This is a genomic window from Frigidibacter sp. MR17.14, assembly GCF_037095735.1.
In the GTDB taxonomy this organism is placed as follows: domain Bacteria; phylum Pseudomonadota; class Alphaproteobacteria; order Rhodobacterales; family Rhodobacteraceae; genus Frigidibacter.
In genome coordinates, this window is the sequence record NZ_JBAWKD010000001.1 from 577,777 (window position 1) to 597,854 (window position 20,078).

Annotated in this window: 19 protein-coding genes; 11 read left to right on the top strand and 8 right to left on the bottom strand. The window is 69.4% G+C overall.

Going from position 1 to position 20,078, the window contains the following annotated elements; translation table 11 throughout:
- Nucleotide 1 precedes the first annotated feature (1 nt).
- Nucleotides 2–949 carry a hypothetical protein gene (locus tag V8J36_RS02790; protein WP_336465718.1) on the top strand — a complete coding sequence of 316 codons (948 nt, stop codon included), beginning with the start codon at nucleotides 2–4 and terminating at the stop codon, nucleotides 947–949.
- Nucleotides 925–1,602 (top strand): aspartate/glutamate racemase family protein, encoded by a 678-nt coding sequence (locus tag V8J36_RS02795; protein WP_336465719.1) that lies wholly within the window; start codon nucleotides 925–927, stop codon nucleotides 1,600–1,602. Before V8J36_RS02790 ends, V8J36_RS02795 begins: the two co-directional genes overlap by 25 nt.
- Before the next feature lie 22 nt (nucleotides 1,603–1,624).
- On the opposite strand, the gene V8J36_RS02800 is transcribed toward V8J36_RS02795, so the two are convergent.
- Nucleotides 1,625–2,350, bottom strand: coding sequence for a FadR/GntR family transcriptional regulator (locus V8J36_RS02800; protein ID WP_336465720.1), 726 nt, complete (start codon nucleotides 2,348–2,350; stop codon nucleotides 1,625–1,627).
- A 74-nt stretch (nucleotides 2,351–2,424) separates the two neighbouring features.
- Nucleotides 2,425–3,240: a FadR/GntR family transcriptional regulator gene (locus V8J36_RS02805; protein WP_336465721.1), complete on the bottom strand. Its 816-nt coding sequence runs from the start codon at nucleotides 3,238–3,240 to the stop codon at nucleotides 2,425–2,427.
- Between the two features lie 135 nt (nucleotides 3,241–3,375).
- Here V8J36_RS02805 and dgoD point away from each other — a divergent pair, with 135 nt between their 5' ends.
- The 9 genes from dgoD to V8J36_RS02850 all read left to right on the top strand — a co-directional run bounded on the left by dgoD (nucleotide 3,376) and on the right by V8J36_RS02850 (nucleotide 13,082).
- Nucleotides 3,376–4,524: a galactonate dehydratase gene (gene dgoD, locus V8J36_RS02810; RefSeq protein WP_336465722.1), complete on the top strand. Its 1,149-nt coding sequence runs from the start codon at nucleotides 3,376–3,378 to the stop codon at nucleotides 4,522–4,524.
- Nucleotides 4,518–4,931: a VOC family protein gene (locus tag V8J36_RS02815; protein WP_336465723.1), complete on the top strand. Its 414-nt coding sequence runs from the start codon at nucleotides 4,518–4,520 to the stop codon at nucleotides 4,929–4,931. Before dgoD ends, V8J36_RS02815 begins: the two co-directional genes overlap by 7 nt.
- 176 nt (nucleotides 4,932–5,107) lie before the next feature.
- Nucleotides 5,108–6,322, top strand: coding sequence for a mandelate racemase/muconate lactonizing enzyme family protein (locus tag V8J36_RS02820; protein WP_336465724.1), 1,215 nt, complete (start codon nucleotides 5,108–5,110; stop codon nucleotides 6,320–6,322).
- Nucleotides 6,322–7,089 carry an SDR family oxidoreductase gene (locus tag V8J36_RS02825; RefSeq protein ID WP_336465725.1) on the top strand — a complete coding sequence of 256 codons (768 nt, stop codon included), beginning with the start codon at nucleotides 6,322–6,324 and terminating at the stop codon, nucleotides 7,087–7,089. Before V8J36_RS02820 ends, V8J36_RS02825 begins: the two co-directional genes overlap by 1 nt.
- Nucleotides 7,089–8,132: an L-idonate 5-dehydrogenase gene (locus tag V8J36_RS02830; protein ID WP_336465726.1), complete on the top strand. Its 1,044-nt coding sequence runs from the start codon at nucleotides 7,089–7,091 to the stop codon at nucleotides 8,130–8,132. The genes V8J36_RS02825 and V8J36_RS02830 overlap by 1 nt, the downstream gene beginning before the upstream one ends.
- Nucleotides 8,133–8,181: 49 nt before the next feature.
- Nucleotides 8,182–9,201 carry a TRAP transporter substrate-binding protein gene (locus V8J36_RS02835; RefSeq protein ID WP_336465727.1) on the top strand — a complete coding sequence of 340 codons (1,020 nt, stop codon included), beginning with the start codon at nucleotides 8,182–8,184 and terminating at the stop codon, nucleotides 9,199–9,201.
- A 101-nt stretch (nucleotides 9,202–9,302) separates the two neighbouring features.
- On the top strand, nucleotides 9,303–9,899 hold the full coding sequence (locus V8J36_RS02840; protein WP_336465728.1) for a TRAP transporter small permease subunit: 597 nt from the start codon (nucleotides 9,303–9,305) through the stop codon (nucleotides 9,897–9,899).
- Complete coding sequence (locus V8J36_RS02845) at nucleotides 9,896–11,212, top strand: TRAP transporter large permease (protein WP_336465729.1); 1,317 nt, start codon at nucleotides 9,896–9,898, stop codon at nucleotides 11,210–11,212. The genes V8J36_RS02840 and V8J36_RS02845 overlap by 4 nt, the downstream gene beginning before the upstream one ends.
- A 70-nt stretch (nucleotides 11,213–11,282) precedes the next feature.
- Complete coding sequence (locus V8J36_RS02850) at nucleotides 11,283–13,082, top strand: IlvD/Edd family dehydratase (RefSeq protein WP_336465730.1); 1,800 nt, start codon at nucleotides 11,283–11,285, stop codon at nucleotides 13,080–13,082.
- A gap of 563 nt (nucleotides 13,083–13,645) precedes the next feature.
- Here the strand turns inward: V8J36_RS02850 and V8J36_RS02855 are convergent.
- The 6 genes from V8J36_RS02855 to V8J36_RS02880 form a co-directional block, all read right to left on the bottom strand.
- Nucleotides 13,646–14,626 (bottom strand): LysR family transcriptional regulator, encoded by a 981-nt coding sequence (locus V8J36_RS02855; protein ID WP_336465731.1) that lies wholly within the window; start codon nucleotides 14,624–14,626, stop codon nucleotides 13,646–13,648.
- Nucleotides 14,627–14,750: 124 nt separating this feature from the next.
- Complete coding sequence (locus V8J36_RS02860; protein WP_336465732.1) at nucleotides 14,751–16,280, bottom strand: carboxylesterase/lipase family protein; 1,530 nt, start codon at nucleotides 16,278–16,280, stop codon at nucleotides 14,751–14,753.
- Nucleotides 16,277–17,053, bottom strand: coding sequence for an ABC transporter permease (locus tag V8J36_RS02865; RefSeq protein WP_336465733.1), 777 nt, complete (start codon nucleotides 17,051–17,053; stop codon nucleotides 16,277–16,279). Before V8J36_RS02865 ends, V8J36_RS02860 begins: the two co-directional genes overlap by 4 nt.
- 1 nt (nucleotide 17,054) lies before the next feature.
- Nucleotides 17,055–17,930 carry an ABC transporter permease gene (locus tag V8J36_RS02870; protein WP_336465734.1) on the bottom strand — a complete coding sequence of 292 codons (876 nt, stop codon included), beginning with the start codon at nucleotides 17,928–17,930 and terminating at the stop codon, nucleotides 17,055–17,057.
- On the bottom strand, nucleotides 17,927–19,012 hold the full coding sequence (locus tag V8J36_RS02875; RefSeq protein ID WP_336465735.1) for an ABC transporter ATP-binding protein: 1,086 nt from the start codon (nucleotides 19,010–19,012) through the stop codon (nucleotides 17,927–17,929). Before V8J36_RS02875 ends, V8J36_RS02870 begins: the two co-directional genes overlap by 4 nt.
- Nucleotides 19,013–19,036: 24 nt before the next feature.
- Nucleotides 19,037–20,074 (bottom strand): ABC transporter substrate-binding protein, encoded by a 1,038-nt coding sequence (locus V8J36_RS02880; RefSeq protein ID WP_336465736.1) that lies wholly within the window; start codon nucleotides 20,072–20,074, stop codon nucleotides 19,037–19,039.
- Between the last annotated feature and the right edge of the window lie 4 nt (nucleotides 20,075–20,078).

Genomic DNA, 20,078 nt, shown 5'->3' on the forward strand with positions numbered 1-20,078 from the left:
TGTGACCCTGCTCGCGCTGCTTGATCGGATCGGCCGGCATGCCCGGCCGATCCTGCCCGCCGGCCTCGTGCTGGTGGCGCTGCTGCCCTCGAGCGGTGGCCGCCTTGCCCCGCTGGTGCCTTGGCTGGTCGGTGCGCTGATCGCGATGACCTTCACCCGCATCGACCTGAGGCCGCTCTCGCGCGACCTCGCCCGCCCGCGGCGCGCGCTGGGCCTGCTGGCGGTCCTGACGCTGTTCCAGCCCGTGCTGGCCCTCGTCCTGTCGCAGGCCGGCCATTGGCTGGACCTGCCTCAGACCGTCATCCTGGTGCTGGTGGTCTTCGCCGCCGCGCCGCCGCTCAGCTCTGCCCCGGCGCTGGCACTGATGCTGGGCTATGACGCGACGGTCGCGCTCAGGCTGATGCTGGCCGGAACCCTGCTGTCGCCGCTCATGGTGCCGGTCAGCTTCTGGCTGGCGGACCTGCCCGGCAGCCTGCCGCTGGAGATGGCGCTGCGCACCGGCGCGATGCTGGCCGGCGGCCTGATTCTCGGGCTCTGCGCGCGCAAGGCCATCGGGCGGGACCGGATCGCACGGCAGGCCCGCGCGCTCGATGGCGTGGCGGCGCTGCTGATGCTGGCCTTCCTGCTGCCGCTGGTCGACGGGCTGGCCGCGCGGATCGTCGCGATGCCGCAGCTGGCCGCGCTGCTGGCCGGGCTTGCCTGCCTGCTGAACTTCGGGGGCAACCTGCTGATGCGCGGCACCCTCGGGCACCGCCTGCCCGCCCCGGTCGCGGCCAGCTTCGGGCTGGTCTTCGGAAACCGGAACACCTCGGTGATCCTGGCCGCGATGCCAGATCCGACCATCGCCTTCTTCGTCGGTCTGGCCCAGGTGCCGATCTACCTCACCCCTGCCCTGCTGGGCCTTTACGACCGGATCCTCGCCAGATGCAGCCTTTCATCGGAATCCTGAGCCTCGACACCCGCTTTCCGCGGATCGCGGGCGATGCGGGAAACCCCGGCAGCTACCACCTGCCCGCCCGCGTCAGCGTGGTCGAGGGCGCGGGCAGCCCCGACATCGTCCGCGACGGCCGCCCGGACCCCGCGCTCGTGGCGCGGTTCATCGCCGCGGCCCGCGCGCTGGAGGCGGAGGGCGCGGTGCTGATCACCTCGACCTGCGGCTTCCTGGTGAGCGTCCAGGCCGAGGTGGCGCAGGCGGTGCGGGTCCCGGTGCTGCTGTCCGGCCTGTCGCTGGTGCCGATGGTGTCGCGGCTGGTGGGCGGTCGCGCGATCGGCATTCTCACCGCGTCGTCGCGAAGCCTCGGGCCCGCCGCTCTCGCCGCCGCCGGATGCGAGGGGCTGCAGGTGCATGTCGCGGGGATGGAGGCCGAGCCCGCCTTCGCCGAGACCTTTCTGAACGCCAAGGCGCAGCAACGCGAAAGCTTCGATCCCGCCGCGATGGAGGCCGCGGTTCTGGCGCGCGCCGCGGCGCTTGTCGCAGCCCATCCCGGGATCGCGGCGCTGGTGCTGGAATGCGGCAACCTGCCGCCCTATGCGGCCGCGCTGCGCCGCGCGACCGAGCGGCCGGTGTTCTCGATCCTCGACGGCGCGCGGCTCGTGGCCTGAACCGCTCGCCCCAAGAGGCAGATCAGGTGACGCCGGCGCGCAGCAGCACGGTGACGGCGCTGTCGAAATGGTCCGAGATCGCGGCCTCGGCCCGCGCCGCGTCCTGCGCGAGGATCGCCGTCGCGATGCGTTCGTGACAGCGCAGGTTCTCGAGCCGGTTCTCGCGGGTGCCGCGCGACCGCCAGCCGATCGGCCAAGTCTGGCGGGTGGTGACGCCGAAGCTCTGGATCAGGATTTCGTAAAGCAGGTTGCCCGAGGCCTTCGCGATCAGTTCGTGGAACTTGATGTCGAGCTCCATGAGCGCCTCTGGCGGCCCGTCGAGCCCCGCGAACATCTGCGCCACGATCTCGAGCAGTTCGGCCGCGATCGCGTCGCTGCGGCGCATGGCGGCCAGCGCGGTCGTCCGCATCTCGAGCGTCCGGCGCACGTCGAGCACCTGCTGGATCGTCAGCTGCCCGGTCCAGGTCGTGTGATCGAGGATCAGGCTCAGCGCCCGCGCGTCCGGCATCGCCACCCGCGCCTTGCGACCGTTGCCGACCTCGAGGATGCCCAGGGTCGCAAGACCGCGCAGCGCCTCGCGCGCGACGGGGCGCGAGACCGACAGCATCTCGGCGATCACCGTTTCGGACGGCATGGCGTCGGACGGCCGCAGCCCGCGCTGGCGGATCAGCCTGCGCAGACCCTCCATCGTGCGTTCGACAAGGCCGACGCGCGGCCCCTCTTCGTCCTGTCTGACAATATCAGTCATAGCGCCCTACAATGCACGGCATCCGTGCGGTATAACCGAGGATTGGCGCTTTGTCAGCGCCTTCAAAGCCGCGCTCAGGCGCCGGGCGCCGTTCTGGCCGCGGCCGCGGCCGCGCGCAGGGCCCTTTCAAGATCGACCCTGCCGCGCGCCACAACGGCCAGCATGGCGGCATGGGCGGCCTCGGGGTCGCGCAGGCGGATCGCCTCGAGCACCGCGCGATGCATCGCGATCGCCTCTTCGTGGGACTGGCTACCGCGGTTCGTCAGCCGGAAGATCGCCAGCAGGGCCGCACGCACCGCCGAGATCAGCTGGGCATAGACCCAGTTGCCGCTGCTCTCGATGATCGCGCTGTGAAAATCCAGATCGGCAAGGCTCCAGGCCTCGGCGTCCCGCCCCGAGGCGGCCGCCATCCGGTCGAGCGCGTCGCCGATCGCCATCAGTGCCGGCAGGTTGCCGGCCTGCGCCGCGGCCGCCGCCGCCGCGGGCTCGATCAGCGCGCGGATGTCGAGCAGCGCGGTGAAGAACTCGATGTCGGGCTCCTGACGCAGCGCGGCATCCAGCACCACCGGATCCAGCATGTTCCAGCGGGCCCGCGGCAGCACCATGGTTCCCGACCGCGGCCGGGCGCGCAGCATGCCCAGCGCGGTAAGGCGCTGCATGGTCTCGCGCAGGGTGGTGCGGCTCGCGCCGAACTGCCGCATCAGCTCGGCCTCGCCCGGCAGGGGCGTATCCGGGGCGAACTGTCCCGAGACGATCGCGTCCACGAAATGCAGCAGCACCTCGCGCATCACCCGCCCCGCCGGAAGATCCCGTTCCCGCGCCACATGCTGGCCCGCGCCTTTCGGGCCGGCGGCAGGGTGGACGCGTGGTGAAGCGGGAGATGCGGACATGCGCGATCCCTATCCCAAACCAGCAGCCCCGAGAAGGCCGTTGCGGAACAATTTAATCCTATTTACCGACTCGAATAATACTACTAATGATATTGCCAATCCATCGCCGCTTTCGGACCCGGGACGCCAGACCAGATGAAGATCACCGCGCTCAAGACCTATCTGGTGCCGCCGCGCTGGCTGTTCCTGAAGATCGAGACCGATGAAGGGATCTCGGGCTGGGGAGAGCCGGTGGTCGAGGGCAAGGCACTGACGGTCGAGGCCGCGGTGCAGGAGATGGCCGACTACCTGATCGGACAGGACCCGCTGCGGATCGAGGATCACTGGCAGGCGCTCTATCGCGGCGGCTTCTACCGCGGCGGCCCGGTGCTGATGAGCGCGCTGGCGGGCATCGACCAGGCGCTGTGGGACATCAAGGGCCGGGCAGCGGGTCTGCCCGTCCACCAGATGCTGGGCGGGGCCTGCCGGGACAGCATCCGGGTCTATTCCTGGATCGGCGGCGACCGCCCCGAAGAGGTGGCGCAGGGCGCACGCGACGCAGTGGCGCGCGGCTTCACTGCCCTCAAGCTCAACGGCGCCGAGGAACTGCAGATCGTCGACGGCCACGACAAGGTCGACCGCATCCTCGAGACGATCGGCACCGTGCGCGACGCGGTCGGCCCCCACGTGGGCATCGCCGTCGACTTCCACGGGCGCGTGCACAAACCGATGGCGAAGGTGCTGATCCGCGAGCTGGAGCCGTTCCGGCTGATGTTCATCGAAGAGCCGGTGCTGTCCGAGAACCTCGAGGCGCTGCCCGAGATCACCCGCGGTTCCGCGACCCCGATCGCGCTGGGCGAGCGGCTGTATTCGCGCTGGGACTTCAAGCGCGTGTTCGAGACGCGCTGCGTCGACATCATCCAGCCTGACCTCAGCCACGCCGGGGGCATCACCGAATGCCGCAAGATCGCCGCGATGGCCGAGGCCTACGACATCGCCGTGGCCTTCCACTGCCCGCTCGGCCCGATCGCGCTGGCGGCCTGCCTGCAGGTGGATGCGGTGTCCTACAACGCCTTCATCCAGGAACAGAGCCTGGGCATCCACTACAATGCCGGCAGCGATCTGCTGGACTATCTCGTCGATCCTTCGGTCTTCCGCTACGCGGACGGCGCCGTCGCGATCCCGACCGGTCCCGGTTTGGGGATCAAGATCGACGAGGCGGCGGTGATCCGCGCCGCCGGACAAGGTCACCGCTGGCGCAACCCGCTGTGGCGGCACGCTGACGGCTCGGTGGCGGAATGGTGAGGAATGACATGCAGACCCGCGGCTATCTGGAACACATGGCGCTGATCGTCGCCGACTACGCGCCGCACATCGCCTTCTTCGGCGAGGTGCTGGGCATGGGCATCAACCGCACCGCCGGGCCCGAGGACGCGCCAAGCTCGGTCTGGCTCGACGGCGGCCTGCAGCTGGTGCGCCGCGACGGCTTCGCCGGGCCCGAGGGGCGCTGCCTGCACCTGGGCCTGATGGTCGCGGATCTCGACGCCGCGATCGAGGGGGCGCTGGCGCATGGCGGGGTCACGCTGCCGGCCGGGCGCAATTGGCTGCGGATGCCCGACGGGCTGGAGATCGAGCTGATGCAGGCCACGGGGGACGCCGTCGCCCAGGCCCGCGCCATAGACCCGCGCGCGCCGGATGGCGCCGTATTGTAAGACAGGTTACATCCTTTGGTGTGTTCGCATTGACGATTCGGGTTGACTGATTTCGCCCCCCGGCCTAGGTCAGGGGAACTGCGCAGGGAGGCGTGGTCCTTCGGGGCGCAGGGGACAGGACCGCGGCATCACCGCGGCAGGGCGGGCGGCCGGTGCGCCGCCGCGGAGGAGGACGGATGAAGATCACCGCGATCAGGACCTATCGGGTCGAGGAATTCGCCAACGTGCTGTGGGTCCATGTCGAGACCGACGCGGGCATCACCGGGCTGGGCGAGACCTTTTACGGCGCCGAGGCCTGCGAGGCGCATATCCACAACACGCTCGCCGTCCGCCTCGTGGGCCAGAACCCGCTGAACATCGAGCTTCTGCACAAGGAAATGGTGTCGCTGCCGAACGCGCAGGCCTCGACCGGGGTCGAGTACCGCGCGGCTTCGGCGATCGACATCGCGCTGTGGGACATCTTCGGCAAGGTCGCCGGCCAGCCCGTGCACATGATGCTGGGCGGGCAGAGCTGGGACCGGATGCGGATCTACAACACCTGTGCCGGCACCCGCTATGTGCGCACCAACAAGATCAAACCGGTCGATACCTGGAACCTCGGCGCGAAGGGGGCCGACGCGCCCTCGCCCTACGAGGATCTCGACGCCTTCATGACCCGTGCGGGCGAGCTGGCCGAGGACCTGCTGTCGAACGGCATCACGGCGATGAAGATCTGGCCCTTCGATCCGGCCGCGATCGAGAACAAGGGCATGTTCATCACCGCCGAGCAGATGAAGACCGCGATCAAGCCCTTCGAGCTGATCCGCAAGGCCGTCGGCGACAAGATGGAAATCATGGTCGAGATGCACAGCCTGTGGAACCTGCCGGTCGCCATGGACATCGCCCGCGCGCTCGAACCCTATCAGCCGCGCTGGTACGAGGACGCGATCCGCATGAACTCGCCGCAGGCGCTGGCGGAATTCGCGCGTTCGACCACGACCTGGACCTGCGCCTCGGAAACGCTGGGCTCGCGCTTCGCCTACAAGGAATATCTCGACCGCGACGCGACCCATGTCGTCATGGCCGACCTGTGCTGGACCGGCGGGCTGACCGAGGGGCGCAAGATCGCGGCCATGGCTGACACCTACCACCGCCCCTTCGCGCCGCATGACTGCATCGGCCCGGTGGGCTTCGCCGCCGCGATCCACATGTCGATCAGCCAGCCCAACACCCTGATCCAGGAATCGGTGCGCGCCTTCTACAAGGGCTGGTACCGCGAACTGGTCACCGAGGTGCCGCGCATCGAGGGCGGCTATGTCTACCCGATGGAGGGCCCGGGCCTCGGCACCGAGCTTGTGCCGCAGTTCTTCGAACGCTCCGACCTGTCCACCCGTCTGTCCGAGGCCGCGTGATGTCGCTGAAACTCTTCGATCTGACCGGGCGCACCGCGCTGATCACCGGCTCGTCCCGCGGTCTGGGCCGCGCCTTTGCCGAAGGTCTGGCCGGTGCGGGCGCCCGCGTGATCCTGAACGGCGTCAACACCGCGCGGCTCGAAGAGGCCGCGGCAGAGATGCGCGCGGCGGGCTTCGACGTGCTGACCTCGGCCTTCGACGTGGCCGACGAGGCCGCGATCAAGGCTGCGTTCGACAGGCTCGACGCGGACGGCATCGAGGTCGATATCCTGATGAACAACGCGGGCATCCAGTTCCGCAAGCCGATGCTGGAGCTGGACACCGCCGACTGGCAGCGGGTGATCGACATCAACCTGACCTCGGCCTTCGTCATCGGGCGCGAGGCGGCGAAGCGCATGGCCGCGCGCGGCCGCGGCAAGATCATCAACATCGGCTCGCTGACGTCGGAGCTCGCCCGCGCGACGGTCGCGCCCTACACGGTCGCCAAGGGTGGCATCAAGATGCTGACCAAGGCCATGGCCGCCGAATGGGGCGAGAAGGGCATCCAGTCGAACGCCATCGGCCCGGGCTACATGGTCACCGACATGAACGAGGCGCTGCTGTCGAACCCCGAGTTCGACGGCTGGGTCAAGGGACGCACGCCGATGCGCCGCTGGGGCCTGCCCGAGGAACTGGCCGGCACCGCGATCTACCTTGCCTCGGATGCGTCGAACTATGTCTCGGGGCAGATCATCTATGCCGACGGCGGCATGATTTCGGTGCTGTGATGAAAGCGGTCGTCCTTCACGCCCCGCACGATCTGCGCTTCGACGACATCGCCCCCGCGCCCGCCCCCGGGCCGGGCGAGGTGCAGATCGCCGTCAGCCATGGCGGCATCTGCGGGTCCGACCTGCATTACTACCACCACGGCGGCTTCGGCACCGTGCGTGTGCGCGAACCCATGGCGCTTGGCCACGAGGTTTCGGGCACGATCACCGCGCTGGGCGCCGGGGTCACTGGCCTGACCGAAGGCGACCTTGTCGCGGTGAACCCCTCGCGTCCCTGCGGGCACTGCGACTACTGCCGCAAGGGGCTGGCGCATCACTGCCTCGACATGCGCTTCAACGGCTCGGCCATGCGCTTCCCGCATGAGCAGGGCCTGTTCCGCGCCGCGGTCACCCTGCCTGCGGCCCAGGCGGTGCGCCTGCCCGCGGGCACCGACCTCGCGCTAGCGGCCATGTCGGAACCGCTCGCCGTGTGCCTGCACGCCGTTGCAGGCGCCGGCAGCCTGATCGGCAGGCGCGTGCTGGTCTCGGGCTGCGGCCCGATCGGCTGCCTGACGATCCTCGCCGCTCGCGCAGCCGGGGCAGAAGAGATCATCGCCACCGACATCGCCGCCCCGGCACTGGCCGGCGCCCGCGCGGTCGGCGCCGACACCGTGCTCGACCTTGCCGGCGACGCGGACGCGCTTGCGCCTTACGCCGAAGCCAAGGGCCAAATCGATGTCGCCTTCGAATGCTCGGGCGCGCCGCCGGCGATCCTGGCCGCACTGAAGGTGCTGCGGCCGCAGGGCCTTCTGGTCGCCGTTGGCCTCGGCCCCGAGGTGACGCTGCCGGTGACCGCGCTGGTCGCGCGCGAGATCCGCATGCAGGGCAGCTTCCGCTTCGACGCGGAATTCGCCACCGCCGCCCGGGCCATCGCCTCGGGCCGCATCGACGTGTCGCCGCTGCTGACCCGGGTCCTGCCCGTCGCAGAGGCCACCGACGCCTTCGACCTCGCCTCGGACAAGAGCCGGGCGATGAAGGTGCAGATCGCCTTCCCGTCCCCGTGATGGGGCGGGCTGCTGTTCAGATGACGCATTCAGTAAGGGAGGAGACCTGATGAATTACCTGACGACGACCGCCGTGGCGCTGATCGCCACCCTCGGTGCCGGCTCTGCCGCGATGGCCGAGCAGCACTTCCGCTTCCAGTCCTCGGACCCGGCGGGCAACCCCAACTTCGAGCTTCAGCACGTCTTCGTCGACAAGGTGAAGGAACTGACCAACGGCGAGGTCACGATCGAGCTGCTGCCGGTCGGCACCATCGTCGACTACAAGGAGACGCCGGACGCGATCCAGGCGGGGCTTCTGGATGGCCACATCACCGACACCTCGTATTTCGCCGGCCGCGATCCCGCCTTCGGCCTGATCGCGAACCCGGTCGGCGCCTGGGCCGACCCCGCGCAGATGATCGACTTCGTCGAGAACGGCGGCGGCAAGGAGCTGATGAACGAGCTGATCAACCCCTACGGGCTCGAGTTCATCGGCGTCTCGACCCCGGGGCTCGAGGCCTTCGTCTCGAAGGTGCCGCTCGACAAGGTGGATGACCTGAAGGGCGTCAAGATCCGCTCGCCCGAGGGGCTGATCGCCAACGTCTTCGCCGCCGCCGGCGCGAACCCGGTCAACCTGCCCTCGTCCGAGGTCTACACCTCGCTCGACAAGGGCGTGATCGACGCGGCCGACTATTCGGTCTTCTCGGTCAACCAGGACACCGGCATGAACGACATCGCGATGAACCCGGTCTACCCGGGCTTCCACTCGCTGCCGCTCATCGAAGTGTCGATGAACAAGGCGAAATGGGATGCGCTCTCGCCCGAGCTCCAGGGCAAGATCAAGGAAGCCGAGAAGATCTTCCAGCAGACCCAGATCGACACGCTGCACCAGCGCGACCTGAAGGCCGTCGAGGCGGCAAAGGCCGGCGGCAAGATCACCGTGCACAACTGGTCGGATGAAGAGCGCGCCAAGTTCCGCGGCATCGCGCGGGGCGAATGGGAGAAGGTCGCGACCAAATCGCCGATGTCGCAGAAGGTCTACGACACCTTGGTCGCCTATCTCACCGACAAGGGCCTGATGGCGAAGTGACGCGAAGACGGGCCCCGGGCGCATTGCCGCGTCGGGGCCCGTCGTTCCCTGCGGGCCGGACGTCGCCGATGCCCGGCCGCATTCCCCGCGGAGGAGGCCCCATGTCGGATCCCAACACCCACCCCGCCGGCGACCATTCGGTGCTGCCGGTCGAAAGCCCCTTGGGCGTGCCGCGCGCCGCTGGCGCGCTTGGCCGCGTGGTCGAACGCTTCGGCTTCATCTTCGCCGCGGGCATCGTCGCCGCCGCGGTGATGCTGCTGATGGAAGTGTTCCTGCGCTACGTGCTGAACCGCCCGACGATCTGGGCGCACGAGACATCGACCTTCCTCTGCGCGCTGGCCTTCCTTTACGGCGGGCTCTTCGTCGCGGCGCGCGACACCCACATTCGCGTCGTGCTGATCTATGACGCGCTGCCCGCCGGGATCCGGCGCGGGCTCGACATCTTCATCTCTGCCTCGTCGGCACTGGCCTCGGCCTTCTTCGCCTGGGCGGCCTGGCTGATGGTGGCGAAATCGGTCTGGGCCCCCAGCGGCGAGGTCCGCTTCGAACGCTCGGGCAGCGCCTGGAATCCGGCGATCCCGGCCTGGACCAAGATCTTCCTCTTCGTGGTGCTCATCGTCATGACCCTGCAGTTCGCCATCTTCGCCTGGAACCAACTGCGCCGCAGCGCCGAAACGCGGACCGGAGGCGCGGCATGAACGCGATCCTCGACCTCGCGGCGCTGGGGATCGGCACCTCGACGCTGCTGATGTTCGGCACGATGGTGGTGCTGCTGCTGACCGGCATGCCGCTGGCCTTCGTCACGCTGCTGGTGGCGCTGATCTTCGCGCTTCTGGGCTTCGGCCCGATGGCGGTCGGCATCATCACCAGCCGCATCTATACCTTCGTCAACAACTTCATCTTCGTCTCGGTGCCGATGTTCGTGCTGATGGCGGCGATGCTCGACCGTTCCGGCGTGGCGCGCGACCTGTTCGACGCGATGAAGCTGATCGGCGGGCGCATCCGCGGCGGCGTCGCGGTGCAGACGATCTTCGTCTCGGTCATCCTGGCGGCGATGTCGGGCATCATCGGCGGCGAGATCGTGCTGCTGGGCCTGCTCGCGCTGCCGCAGATGCTGCGACTGGGCTACAACAAGAACCTCGCGATCGGCGTGGTCTGCGCCGGCGGCTCGCTGGGCGCGATGATCCCACCCTCGATCGTGCTGATCATGTACGGGCTGACCGCCAACGTCTCGATCGGCTCGCTCTTCTCGGCGGCCTTCATCCCCGGGGCGATGCTGGCGGGCTTCTACGTCATCTACGTGCTGGTCATGTCCTACTTCGTGCCCGGCACCGCCCCCCCGCCGACGAACGAGAAGATCCCCACGTCAGAGAAGCTGCGCCTGCTGAAGGGCCTGATCCTGCCGATCATGGTGGTGGTCTTCGTGCTGGGCTCGATCTACGGCGGCATCGCCTCGGTGACCGAGGCCTCGGCCGTGGGTGTCGGCGGTGTCGCCCTGTCGGCGCTGCTACGCGGCGAGTTCAACTGGGCCTTCGTCCGCGACAGCGCGATGCAGACCCTCGCGACCTGCGGGATGATCGTCTGGATCGGCATCGGCGCCACCGCGATCGTCGGCGTCTACAACCTGATGGGCGGCATCAGCTTCGTCTCGGGCCTGATCACCGGCGTGTCGGACAATCCGACCGTGATCATCCTGCTGATGATGGCGATCCTCTTCGTGCTGGGAGCGTTCCTGGACTGGGTGGGGATCGCGCTTCTGACCATGCCGATCTTCGTGCCGATCGTGAAGTCGCTGGGGCTCGACCCGGTGTGGTTCGGGGTGCTCTTCTGCATGAACATGCAGGTCAGCTTCCTGTCGCCGCCCTTTGGCCCCGCCGCCTTCTACCTGAAGTCGGTGGCGCCTCCGGGGATCTCGCTCGGCGACATCTTCAAGGCGCTGGTGCCCTTCATCGCGCTGCAGATCCTCGGCCTTGCGGTGATGATCCTCTTCCCCGGCATCGCGATGTACTGATACCGGACAGGGCGGGGCTCAGGCCCCGCCCTCCTTGCCTTTGACCGCCGTCCATACACAGGGACCCGTCATGACCCAACGCCCCCGGATCACCCCCGACCAGCTTCGCTCGCGGCTGTGGTTCAACAACCCCGACGATCCGGAGATGACGGCGCTCTACCTCGAGCGGTACCTGAACTACGGCCTGACGCGGGCCGAGTTGCAGGGCGGCAAGCCGATCATCGGCATCGCCCAGACCGGCAGCGACCTGTCGCCCTGCAATCGCCACCACGTCGAACTGGCCAAACGCGTGCGCGACGGCATCACCGCCGCCGGCGGCATCCCGATGGAGATCCCGGTCCACCCGATCCAGGAGACCGGCAAGCGCCCGACCGCCAGCCTCGACCGCAACCTCGCCTATCTCGGCCTTGTCGAGGCGCTGCACGGCTATCCGATCGACGGCGTCGTGCTGACCATCGGCTGCGACAAGACCACGCCCGCGCTTCTGATGGCGGCGGCGACCGTCAACATCCCCGCCATCGCCTATTCCGTGGGTCCGATGCTGAACGGCTGGCACCGCGGCGAACGCGCCGGCTCGGGCACCGTGGTGTGGAAGGCGCGCGAACTGCTGGCCCGTGGCGAGATCGACGAAGAGGGCTTCTACGAACTCGTCGCCTCGTCGGCCCCCTCGGTCGGCTACTGCAACACGATGGGCACCGCCTCGACCATGAACTCGCTCGCCGAGGTGCTGGGGATGCAGCTGCCGGGCTCGGCCGCGATCCCCGCCCCCTACCGCGAGCGCGGCCAGATGGGGCACGCCACGGGGCGCCGCATCGTCGAGATGGTGTGGGAGGATCTGCGCCCCTCCGACATCCTGACCCGCGCCGCCTTCGAGAACGCGGTGGTGGCCTGCTCGGCCTTCGGCGGATCGACCAACGCGCCGATCCACCTGAACGCCGTCGCGCGCCATGCCGGGGTCGCGCTGGACAACGATGACTGGCAAAGGCTGGGCCACCGCGTGCCGCTGCTGGTGAACCTGCAGCCGGCCGGCACGTATCTGGGCGAGGACTTCCACCGTGCCGGCGGCGTGCCGGCGGTGCTGGGCGAACTGATCGCCGCCGGGCTGCTGCCGCATCCCGATGCGCCGACCGTGTCCGGCGCGCCGCTGTCCGCCGCCGCCATCCGCAGCCTGTCGCCGGAGGTGATCCACGGCGTCGCGGAACCGCTCAAGCCCGAGGCGGGCTTCCTGAACCTGTCGGGCAACCTCTTCGACAGCGCGATCCTGAAGACCAGCGTGATCTCGGCCGATTTCCGGGCCCGCTACCTGTCCAACCCCGCGGATCCCGAAGCCTTCGAGGGCACGGTCTTCGTCTTCGACGGGCCCGAGCATTTCCACGCGGTGATCGACGATCCCGCGCTGGCGATCGGCGAGGACGCGGTGCTGGTCATGCGCGGCGCCGGTCCCCTCGGCTACCCCGGCGCGGCCGAGGTGGTGAACATGCGCCCGCCCGCCTACCTCCTGAAGCGCGGGATTTCCGCCCTGCCCTGCATCGGCGACGGCCGGCAATCGGGCACCTCGGGATCGCCCTCGATCCTGAACGCCTCGCCCGAGGCGGCGGCCGGCGGCGGCCTTGCCCTGCTGCGCAACGGCGACCGGCTGCGGATCGATCTGCGCAAGGCGCGGGTGGACGTCCTGCTGCCCGAGGCGGAGCTGGCCGCGCGCCGTGCGGCGATGCAGGCGGCCGGCGGCTACCCGGTGCCGCCGAGCCAGACGCCCTGGCAGGGGATCTTCCGGTCCCTCACCGGCCAGCTCGACGCCGGGATGGTCCTCGACGGGGCGGATGCCTACCACGACATCGCCCGCGCGAGCCTGCCCCGGAACAACCACTGACCCGCCAGAGAGCCTGACCTTCGGGGCAGGTTCTCTGGCCCATCGCCGCAAAACTAATGAGCGCTGCGATCTTTCGGCGGCCAGTCGTGTCGATCGCTGACGGTTTGGCCATGAGTATGGCGGCGACGATCATGCCGACGCTGGGCATCGGCTGGAGGCGCTGACCCACCTCGCTCAGTTCAGGCGACGGCCGGAGGACCGTTGCGATCCCTGCATCGCGTTGCGGCACTTATCGACGAGACAGAGCCACGTCGCGACATCTGATCGTCAGCTTTGCGTCCTTCCGAGGCCCTCTTCCCTTCGCTACCACGCGACGAACTGGCTCAATTATCGTGCGATCGCGGCGCCAACGGTCCGCGCCCAATATCATGGGCCGCTCTGCGCCGGCGCGGGTCTCTCGCGATCTGGTTCGACCCGATGATGACCCGCCGTGCAGCCAAGACGGGAAAGCGTCGTCATCCGGAGTCCTTCTTTGACTGCGGAGGCGCGCAAATGGGCTGAGCCCGCGCCGCTGCCGCGATGCGCGGGATGCGGAGGGTGCACTGCGGGGGGATGGCGGTGGCTCAGGCGGGACCTTGTCCACCGAGGTTCGAGGGTTGCGCGGTCTCGGTCCCGTCGAGCAGGCGGAAGCCGGGCACCAGCCGCGCGGCGCTGTCGCGCAGGTCGCCGATCAACCGCTCGACCAGCGGCGACAGCGGCCGGCCAGCGGCAGTGATGACGCCGAAGCGGAACGGGATCCGGAAGCTGAAGGGCAGCACCGCCACATCGGCGACCGGCAGCCCGGTCGAGGTCAGCGCCTCGACCACCGCGACGCCCAGCCCCTCGCGGGCGAGCGCGATCGACACCGGGCTCGAGTTGCTGTCGATCAGCGCCGGCGGATCGACCGAGAAGGCGCCGAGCGCCTGGTTGATCGCCAGCCGCAGCCGGTAGGGATTGTGCGACGCGATCAGCCGTTCGCCGGCCAGGTCGGCGGGCGAGATCTCGGCCCGGTCGGCCAGCGGATGGCTGCGGGCGACGACGGCGACGCAGGGCACCTCGGCCGTCCAGTGCACCTCGACGCCGGGGTTGTCGAGCGGCAGCGAGGTCAGGCCCAGGTCGGCGGTGCGGTCGGCCACCGCCTGCACGATGGTCTCTGCCGCGGTCGAGCGCAGGTGCACCCGCGCCGGCACCTGCGCGGGGTCGAGCCCGGCCAGCACCTTCGGCACCACGCTGGCGGCGAGCGAGGGCAGCGAGGCGATCTCGATCGGCTGCGGCGCGGCGGTCGAAATGCCGCGCGCACGCTCGGCGATGGTGCGCAGGCCGCCGAGGATCACCTCGGCCTGTTCGTAGAAGGCGACGCCCTGCTGGGTGGGCGAGATCCGCGGGCCGTTGCGGTGCAGCAGCGGGAAGCCGAGCTCGGCCTCGAGCTCCTGGATCAGGCGGGTGATCACCGGCTGCGAGCGGCCGAGCGCCCGCGCGGCCCCTGTCATCGAGCCGATCGAGATCACGGCGACGAAAGCCTCGAGCTGGCGGGTGTCGAGATAGGGGCTGGTCATGGGCTGCATTCGGTCCGGGTCCCCGCCGCGAGGTTCGCGCCGATCATCCCGCCACGGGGGCGGAAGTCGAGCGCGAAGCCGGGACGGACCGCGGGATCGGCCGGGACTGCGGCATATCGGTCGCCGCGGGCGCTCATTCCCCCTGCCCTGCCGGCTGGTCCCACAGCGCGGTGCGCGCATCGAAGGGATCGCGGGTGCTGCGGGCGCCGAGCGGGTCGAGCCACAGCACCTCGGGCGCGTCGACCGCGTGGCGGGGGGCGGTGACGCCGCCGGTCGCAGGGATGTCCCCGCGCAGGAACGACAGCCACAGCGCATGGGTCCGCGCCGCCGCCGCGGGGTCGGCCACGCGCTGGCGGGCGGGGCGCTGCGACTGGTCCATGCCGGGGCGATACCAGACCTCGCCGACCTCGGCGCCATGGGCGGCACCGGTCTCGTCGGGCCCGAGCGCGCCCCAGAGGTATTTCCAGACCGGCTGGTGGCGGCCATGGGCCCGGGCGAAGCGGGTCGTGGGGTTCTGGAACACCAGATCGCCCGCGACCGCGCGCCAGATCCCCTGCGGGCCATGGTCCGGCAGGGCCGCGCGGTAGCGCGCGACGATCTCGTCGCCGCTCAGGCCGCAGGGGCGGACGCGTTCGTGCAGCAGCCGCGCGGCGCCGGCGAAGTCGAGATCGGCGGGCAGGACGCTGGAATGGGTCAGGTATTCGGCGGTGGTGCAGCCGATCATCATCGGCACCGGCGCGGTCTGGCCGCGCGCGGCCAGCGCCTCGGGGTGGTCGGGCAGGCTGTCACCGTCGATCACCGGCACGAAGGGCACGCCCAGCATCGCCGCGCGCCCGTCACGGGTCGCGTCGTGACGCTCGTAGCTTTCGTTGCAGAGGTCGCGCTGGGCAAGGATCAGCGCCTGCAGCGGGGCCTCTGCGATCCGGTCAGGGGTGCAGCCCAGCGCCGCGGCCATCCGCGCGGTCAGCTTCGCGGCATCCTCGCGTCGGGCGAGGCCGGTCGACGCGCCCGACTGCGGCATCGCCCGCGCGAAGAGCCCGCGCGCGGCGGGCATCGCCATCACCGCGGCGATCGAGAAGCCGCCGGCCGACCGCCCGGCGAAGGTGACCTGCGCGGGGTCGCCGCCGAAGGCCGCGATATTGTCCCGCACCCAGCCCAGCGCCGCGATCTGGTCGAGCAGCCCGCGGTTCTCGGGGCAGCCCGGCAGGCTGAGGAAACCCAGCGCGCCAAGGCGGTAGTTCACCGTCACCTCGACCACGCCCGAGGCGGCGAAGGCGCCCGACTGCACCACCGGCTCGTTGGCCGAGCCCACGGCATAGCCGCCGCCGTGGATCCAGACCAGCACCGGCGCGCGCCCGGTCAGTGAGGGCGTGCGGATGTTCAGCGTCAGGAAATCCTCGCCCTGCCCGAGGGCCGAGGCCGCGGCGGTGCCGACGGGCCCGTAGGTGGGCGATTGGGGGCAGACCGGCCCCAGCCGGTCGCAGGCGCGGATGCCCGCCCAGCGCGCCACCGGTTCGGGGGCCGCGAAACGCTGCGCCGGGGTGACCGGCGCGGCATAGGGAAGACCGAGGAAGGCGATGCCTCCCCAGGGCTCGAACCGGCCCGAGACGCGCCCTGATCCGGTCTCGACAACCGGAAGCGCCGGGGAGGGGACGGCGCTCACAGCGCGCGCCTCAGGCCGATGAGCCGCTCGACCGCGATCACCACGACGATGGAGATCGCGATCAGCAGGACCGAGAGCGCGGCGATCTGGGGATCGGTCGAGACCTCGAGGTAGTTGTAGATTTCGGTCGGCAGGGTCGAGACCTTCACCGAGACGATGAAGAGCGAGATCGTCGCCTCGTCGAACGAGATCAGGAAGGCGATCACCCCGCCCGCGATCAGCCCCGGCGCGATCAGCGGTAGGGTGATGCGGCGGAAGACGGTGAACGGCGCCGCGCCATGGACCATCGCCGCCTCTTCGACACGGCGGTCGACGGACATCAGGCTCATGGTGATGGTGCGCACGGTGTAGGGCACGGTGATGCCCAGATGCGCGAGGATGATGCCGGCGTAGCTGTCCAGCAGGCTCATCGGCGCGAGCACCAGCATGATGCCGACGGCAAGCACGATGTGCGGCACGAGGAAGGGCGCGAGGATCAGGAAGTTCACGCCCTCGCGGCCGCGGAAGCGGTAGCGCACCAGCGCCAGCGACAGCAGCGTGCCGATCGCCACCGCGGCCAGCCCGACCACCAGCCCGATCACCACCGAGCGCCCGAAGGCAGAAAGAAAGGTCGGGTTGGCGAAGACCTTGGCATAGCTGCCGAAGGACAGGCTTTCCGGCGGGAAGGCCAGATACTGGCGGGTGTCGAAGCTGACGATCACCACGACGAGGATCGGCGCCAGCAGGAACAGGTAGAGAAGTGCGATCAGGCCCTTCCAGAGGATGCGCGACATCTCAGGCCTCCAGCCGGCGCAGGGCGCGTTGGTAGATGACGATGACCGAGGAGAAGAGCGCGAGCAGCACCACCGACAGCGCCGCAGCCAGCGGCCAGTTCAGCGTGACCGTCGCCTCCTGGAAGACCTCGGTGCCCAGCACGAAGACCCGGCCGCCGCCCATCAGCCGCGGGGTGACGAAGCTGGAGATGGCAAGGACGAAGACCAGAAGCGCCGCGGTCAGCACGCCGGGCAGCGACAGCGGCAGGACGATGCGCCAGAAGACGCGCGCCTTGTTGGCGCCCAGCATCGCCGCGGCTTCCTCCAGCTGCGGGTTCAGCCGGCCGAAGCCCGCCAGCATGGCGAGGATCGCGTAGGGCATCAGGATCTCGACCAGCGCGACGGTGGCACCGAAGCTGTTGTTCGACAGCCGGATCGGCGCATCGGTCAGGCCCAGCGACTGCAGCGTGCCGTTGATCACGCCGCGGTCGCCGAGGATCACCATCCAGCCGTAGGTGCGCACCACGGCCGAGGTCAGCAGCGGCGCCACGGCCAGCGCCGTCAGCACGCCCCGCCAGCGGCTTTCGCTGCGGGTGAGGAACAGCGCGATCGGATAGGACAGCACCACCGCGAAGAAGCTGACAGTGACCCCCAGCCACAGCGTGTTCACCGCGACCTTCCAGTAGAACGGATCGGTGATCGCGGCGCGGTAATGTTCGAGCGTCATGCCCCCGCCGAAGGCCGACATCGACGAGGTCGAGAACGAGGCCCGCAGCAGCCAGGCCATCGGCAGCAGGAAGGTGGCCATCAGCGCCAGAAGCCCCGGCACCAGCAGCGCCAGCAGCATCCAGCGCGCCGAGCCGGCGGCGGGCTGGGCGGGAAAGGCGGTCGCGCTCATGCCGCTGCCCCGGACAGGAAGGTGACATCCTCGGGCGCGACGGCAAGGGTCACGGTCTCGCCCCGCGCCGGCAGGTGGCCGGCATGGGTGTGCAGGTCCGCGGTCAGCCGCTTGCCGCCGACATCGACGCCCAGCGTCAGCACCTGCCCGCGGTAGACCAGCGTCTCGACCCGGCCGGTGAAGCTGTTCGGGCCGGTTTGTGCAAGAGCGGGTTGGGCAAGGGTGAAGCGGTGCGGGCGCACCATCAGCTTCACCCGGTTGCCGACGGCCACACCCGGATCGGGCGCGGCGAAGCGCATCGGGCCCAGCCCCTCGATCTCGGCCTCGCCCGGCGCGGTGACGCGGCCCGACAGGAAATTGCCGGCGCCGATGAAGCCCGCGACGAATTCGGTCGCCGGGGCGTCGAAGATCTGCCGCGGGGTGCCGATCTGTTCCAGCCGGCCCGCCGACATCACCGCCAGCCGGTCGGCCATCGACAGGGCCTCGTCCTGGTCGTGGGTGACGAAGATCGCGGTCACGCCGGTGCGGGACTGGATGTCGCGGATCTCGTCGCGCATCTCGTCGCGCAGTTTCGCGTCGAGGTTCGACAGCGGCTCGTCCAGAAGCAGCAGCTCGGGCTCGATCACCAGCGAGCGGGCGATGGCCGCGCGCTGCTGCTGGCCGCCCGACAGCTGGGTAACCTTGCGGTCGCCCAGCGCCCCGAGCTTCACCATGTCGAGCGCGCGGGCGACCTTCGCCGCGCGCTCGGATTTCGGGATCCCGCGCATTTCCAGCCCGAAGGCCACGTTTTCGGCCACGCTCATGTGCGGGAACAGAGCATAGGCCTGGAAGACCATGCCCATGTTGCGCTTGTGGACCGGCGTCTGCGAGATCTCGCGGCCATTGACGCGGATCGCGCCGCCGGTCGGGTCGATCAGCCCGGCGATCATCCGCAGGATCGTGGTCTTGCCGCAGCCCGAGGGGCCCAGCAAGGCCAGCATCTCGCCCTTGGGCAGCGAAAAGCTGACATGGTCGACGGAGGGCGTGGCGGCACCCGGATAGGTCTTCACGAGGTTTTCGACGACGACGTGCTGTTCGGCCATGATCCGCCCTCCGCTGGCTTCAGGTCAGTTGAACGCGATGACTTCGCGGTTGATGCGCTGGATCCACTGCGAATAGACGGTCGCGATCCAGGGCCAGTCGAGCGACATCTGCGCGTCCTGCGCCTCTTTCGAGCCGTAGATCCGCGTCGCCACTTCGGGGGCCAGCGTCACCTTGGTGTTCACCGGGCCGTAGAACGACTTTTCGGCGAAGGTGCCCTGCGCCTCGGCGGACAGCGCGTAGTTGATGAAGGCCTTGGCCGCGTCGGCGTGCTTCGAGCCCGCGACGAGGTTGATGGTGTTGGTCTGCCCGATCGAGCCCTCTTTCGGGGCCGAGACGCCGATGACGCCGCCCTGCGTGTCATGCAGGAACTGCGACCGGCCGTTCCAGCAGATCGACAGGTCGACCTCGCCCGACTGAACGACCGCGTAGCAGTCCGGCGCCGGTTCCCAGGTCGAGACGTTGGGGCCAAACTTGTTCATCGCCTCGATCGCCGGGTCGATGCTTTGCTTATAATCCCCACCGGCCATCTTGGTCAGGATCGGGATCAGGATCACGCCGCGGGTGTCGGCGAGCTTGGCGGCGATCTTGCCCTTCCACTTCGGGTCGGCGAGGTCGGCCCAGCTGGTCGGCGGCTCTTTCACCTTCTCGGTGTTGTAGAGGATCGTCAGGTTGTCCTGGCTGAAGGCGATCGACTTGTCGCCGTCGATGCGCGCCCAGTCCGGCTGCTCGGCCAGGTTCGGGACCGAGGCCGCGTCGAGCGGCGCGAAGAGCCCTTCGCCATTGGCCTTGATCGCAACCGACACGTCGATCAGCGCCACGTCCACGGTCGGGTCCGACTTCTGCAGGGTCAGCAGCGCCAGCGTCTCGGCCGAGTTCTTCGAGGGCTGGTAGACCACGTCGATGTCGGGATGGGCCGCCTCGAAGGGCTTGATGATGAAGTTCTCGTAGTTCTCGGCGAAGACGCCCGAGAAGCCCACGACGTTCAGCGTGGTCTTGTCCTGCGCCTGCGCGGTGCCGGCCGCCAGAAGGGCGATCAGGGAAAGGGACAGTCCGGTCTTCATGGTC

What these genes read in the sequence shown, in the direction of transcription:
- V8J36_RS02795 (WP_336465719.1), top strand. Translation starts at nt 925, where the DNA reads ATGCAGCCTTTCATCGGAATCCTGAGCCTCGACACCCGCTTTCCGCGG.
- V8J36_RS02800 (WP_336465720.1), bottom strand. Translation starts at nt 2,350, where the DNA reads ATGACTGATATTGTCAGACAGGACGAAGAGGGGCCGCGCGTCGGCCTT.
- V8J36_RS02805 (WP_336465721.1), bottom strand. Translation starts at nt 3,240, where the DNA reads ATGTCCGCATCTCCCGCTTCACCACGCGTCCACCCTGCCGCCGGCCCG.
- dgoD (WP_336465722.1), top strand. Translation starts at nt 3,376, where the DNA reads ATGAAGATCACCGCGCTCAAGACCTATCTGGTGCCGCCGCGCTGGCTG.
- V8J36_RS02815 (WP_336465723.1), top strand. Translation starts at nt 4,518, where the DNA reads ATGGTGAGGAATGACATGCAGACCCGCGGCTATCTGGAACACATGGCG.
- V8J36_RS02820 (WP_336465724.1), top strand. Translation starts at nt 5,108, where the DNA reads ATGAAGATCACCGCGATCAGGACCTATCGGGTCGAGGAATTCGCCAAC.
- V8J36_RS02825 (WP_336465725.1), top strand. Translation starts at nt 6,322, where the DNA reads ATGTCGCTGAAACTCTTCGATCTGACCGGGCGCACCGCGCTGATCACC.
- V8J36_RS02830 (WP_336465726.1), top strand. Translation starts at nt 7,089, where the DNA reads ATGAAAGCGGTCGTCCTTCACGCCCCGCACGATCTGCGCTTCGACGAC.
- V8J36_RS02835 (WP_336465727.1), top strand. Translation starts at nt 8,182, where the DNA reads ATGAATTACCTGACGACGACCGCCGTGGCGCTGATCGCCACCCTCGGT.
- V8J36_RS02840 (WP_336465728.1), top strand. Translation starts at nt 9,303, where the DNA reads ATGTCGGATCCCAACACCCACCCCGCCGGCGACCATTCGGTGCTGCCG.
- V8J36_RS02845 (WP_336465729.1), top strand. Translation starts at nt 9,896, where the DNA reads ATGAACGCGATCCTCGACCTCGCGGCGCTGGGGATCGGCACCTCGACG.
- V8J36_RS02850 (WP_336465730.1), top strand. Translation starts at nt 11,283, where the DNA reads ATGACCCAACGCCCCCGGATCACCCCCGACCAGCTTCGCTCGCGGCTG.
- V8J36_RS02855 (WP_336465731.1), bottom strand. Translation starts at nt 14,626, where the DNA reads ATGCAGCCCATGACCAGCCCCTATCTCGACACCCGCCAGCTCGAGGCT.
- V8J36_RS02865 (WP_336465733.1), bottom strand. Translation starts at nt 17,053, where the DNA reads ATGTCGCGCATCCTCTGGAAGGGCCTGATCGCACTTCTCTACCTGTTC.
- V8J36_RS02870 (WP_336465734.1), bottom strand. Translation starts at nt 17,930, where the DNA reads ATGAGCGCGACCGCCTTTCCCGCCCAGCCCGCCGCCGGCTCGGCGCGC.
- V8J36_RS02875 (WP_336465735.1), bottom strand. Translation starts at nt 19,012, where the DNA reads ATGGCCGAACAGCACGTCGTCGTCGAAAACCTCGTGAAGACCTATCCG.
- V8J36_RS02880 (WP_336465736.1), bottom strand. Translation starts at nt 20,074, where the DNA reads ATGAAGACCGGACTGTCCCTTTCCCTGATCGCCCTTCTGGCGGCCGGC.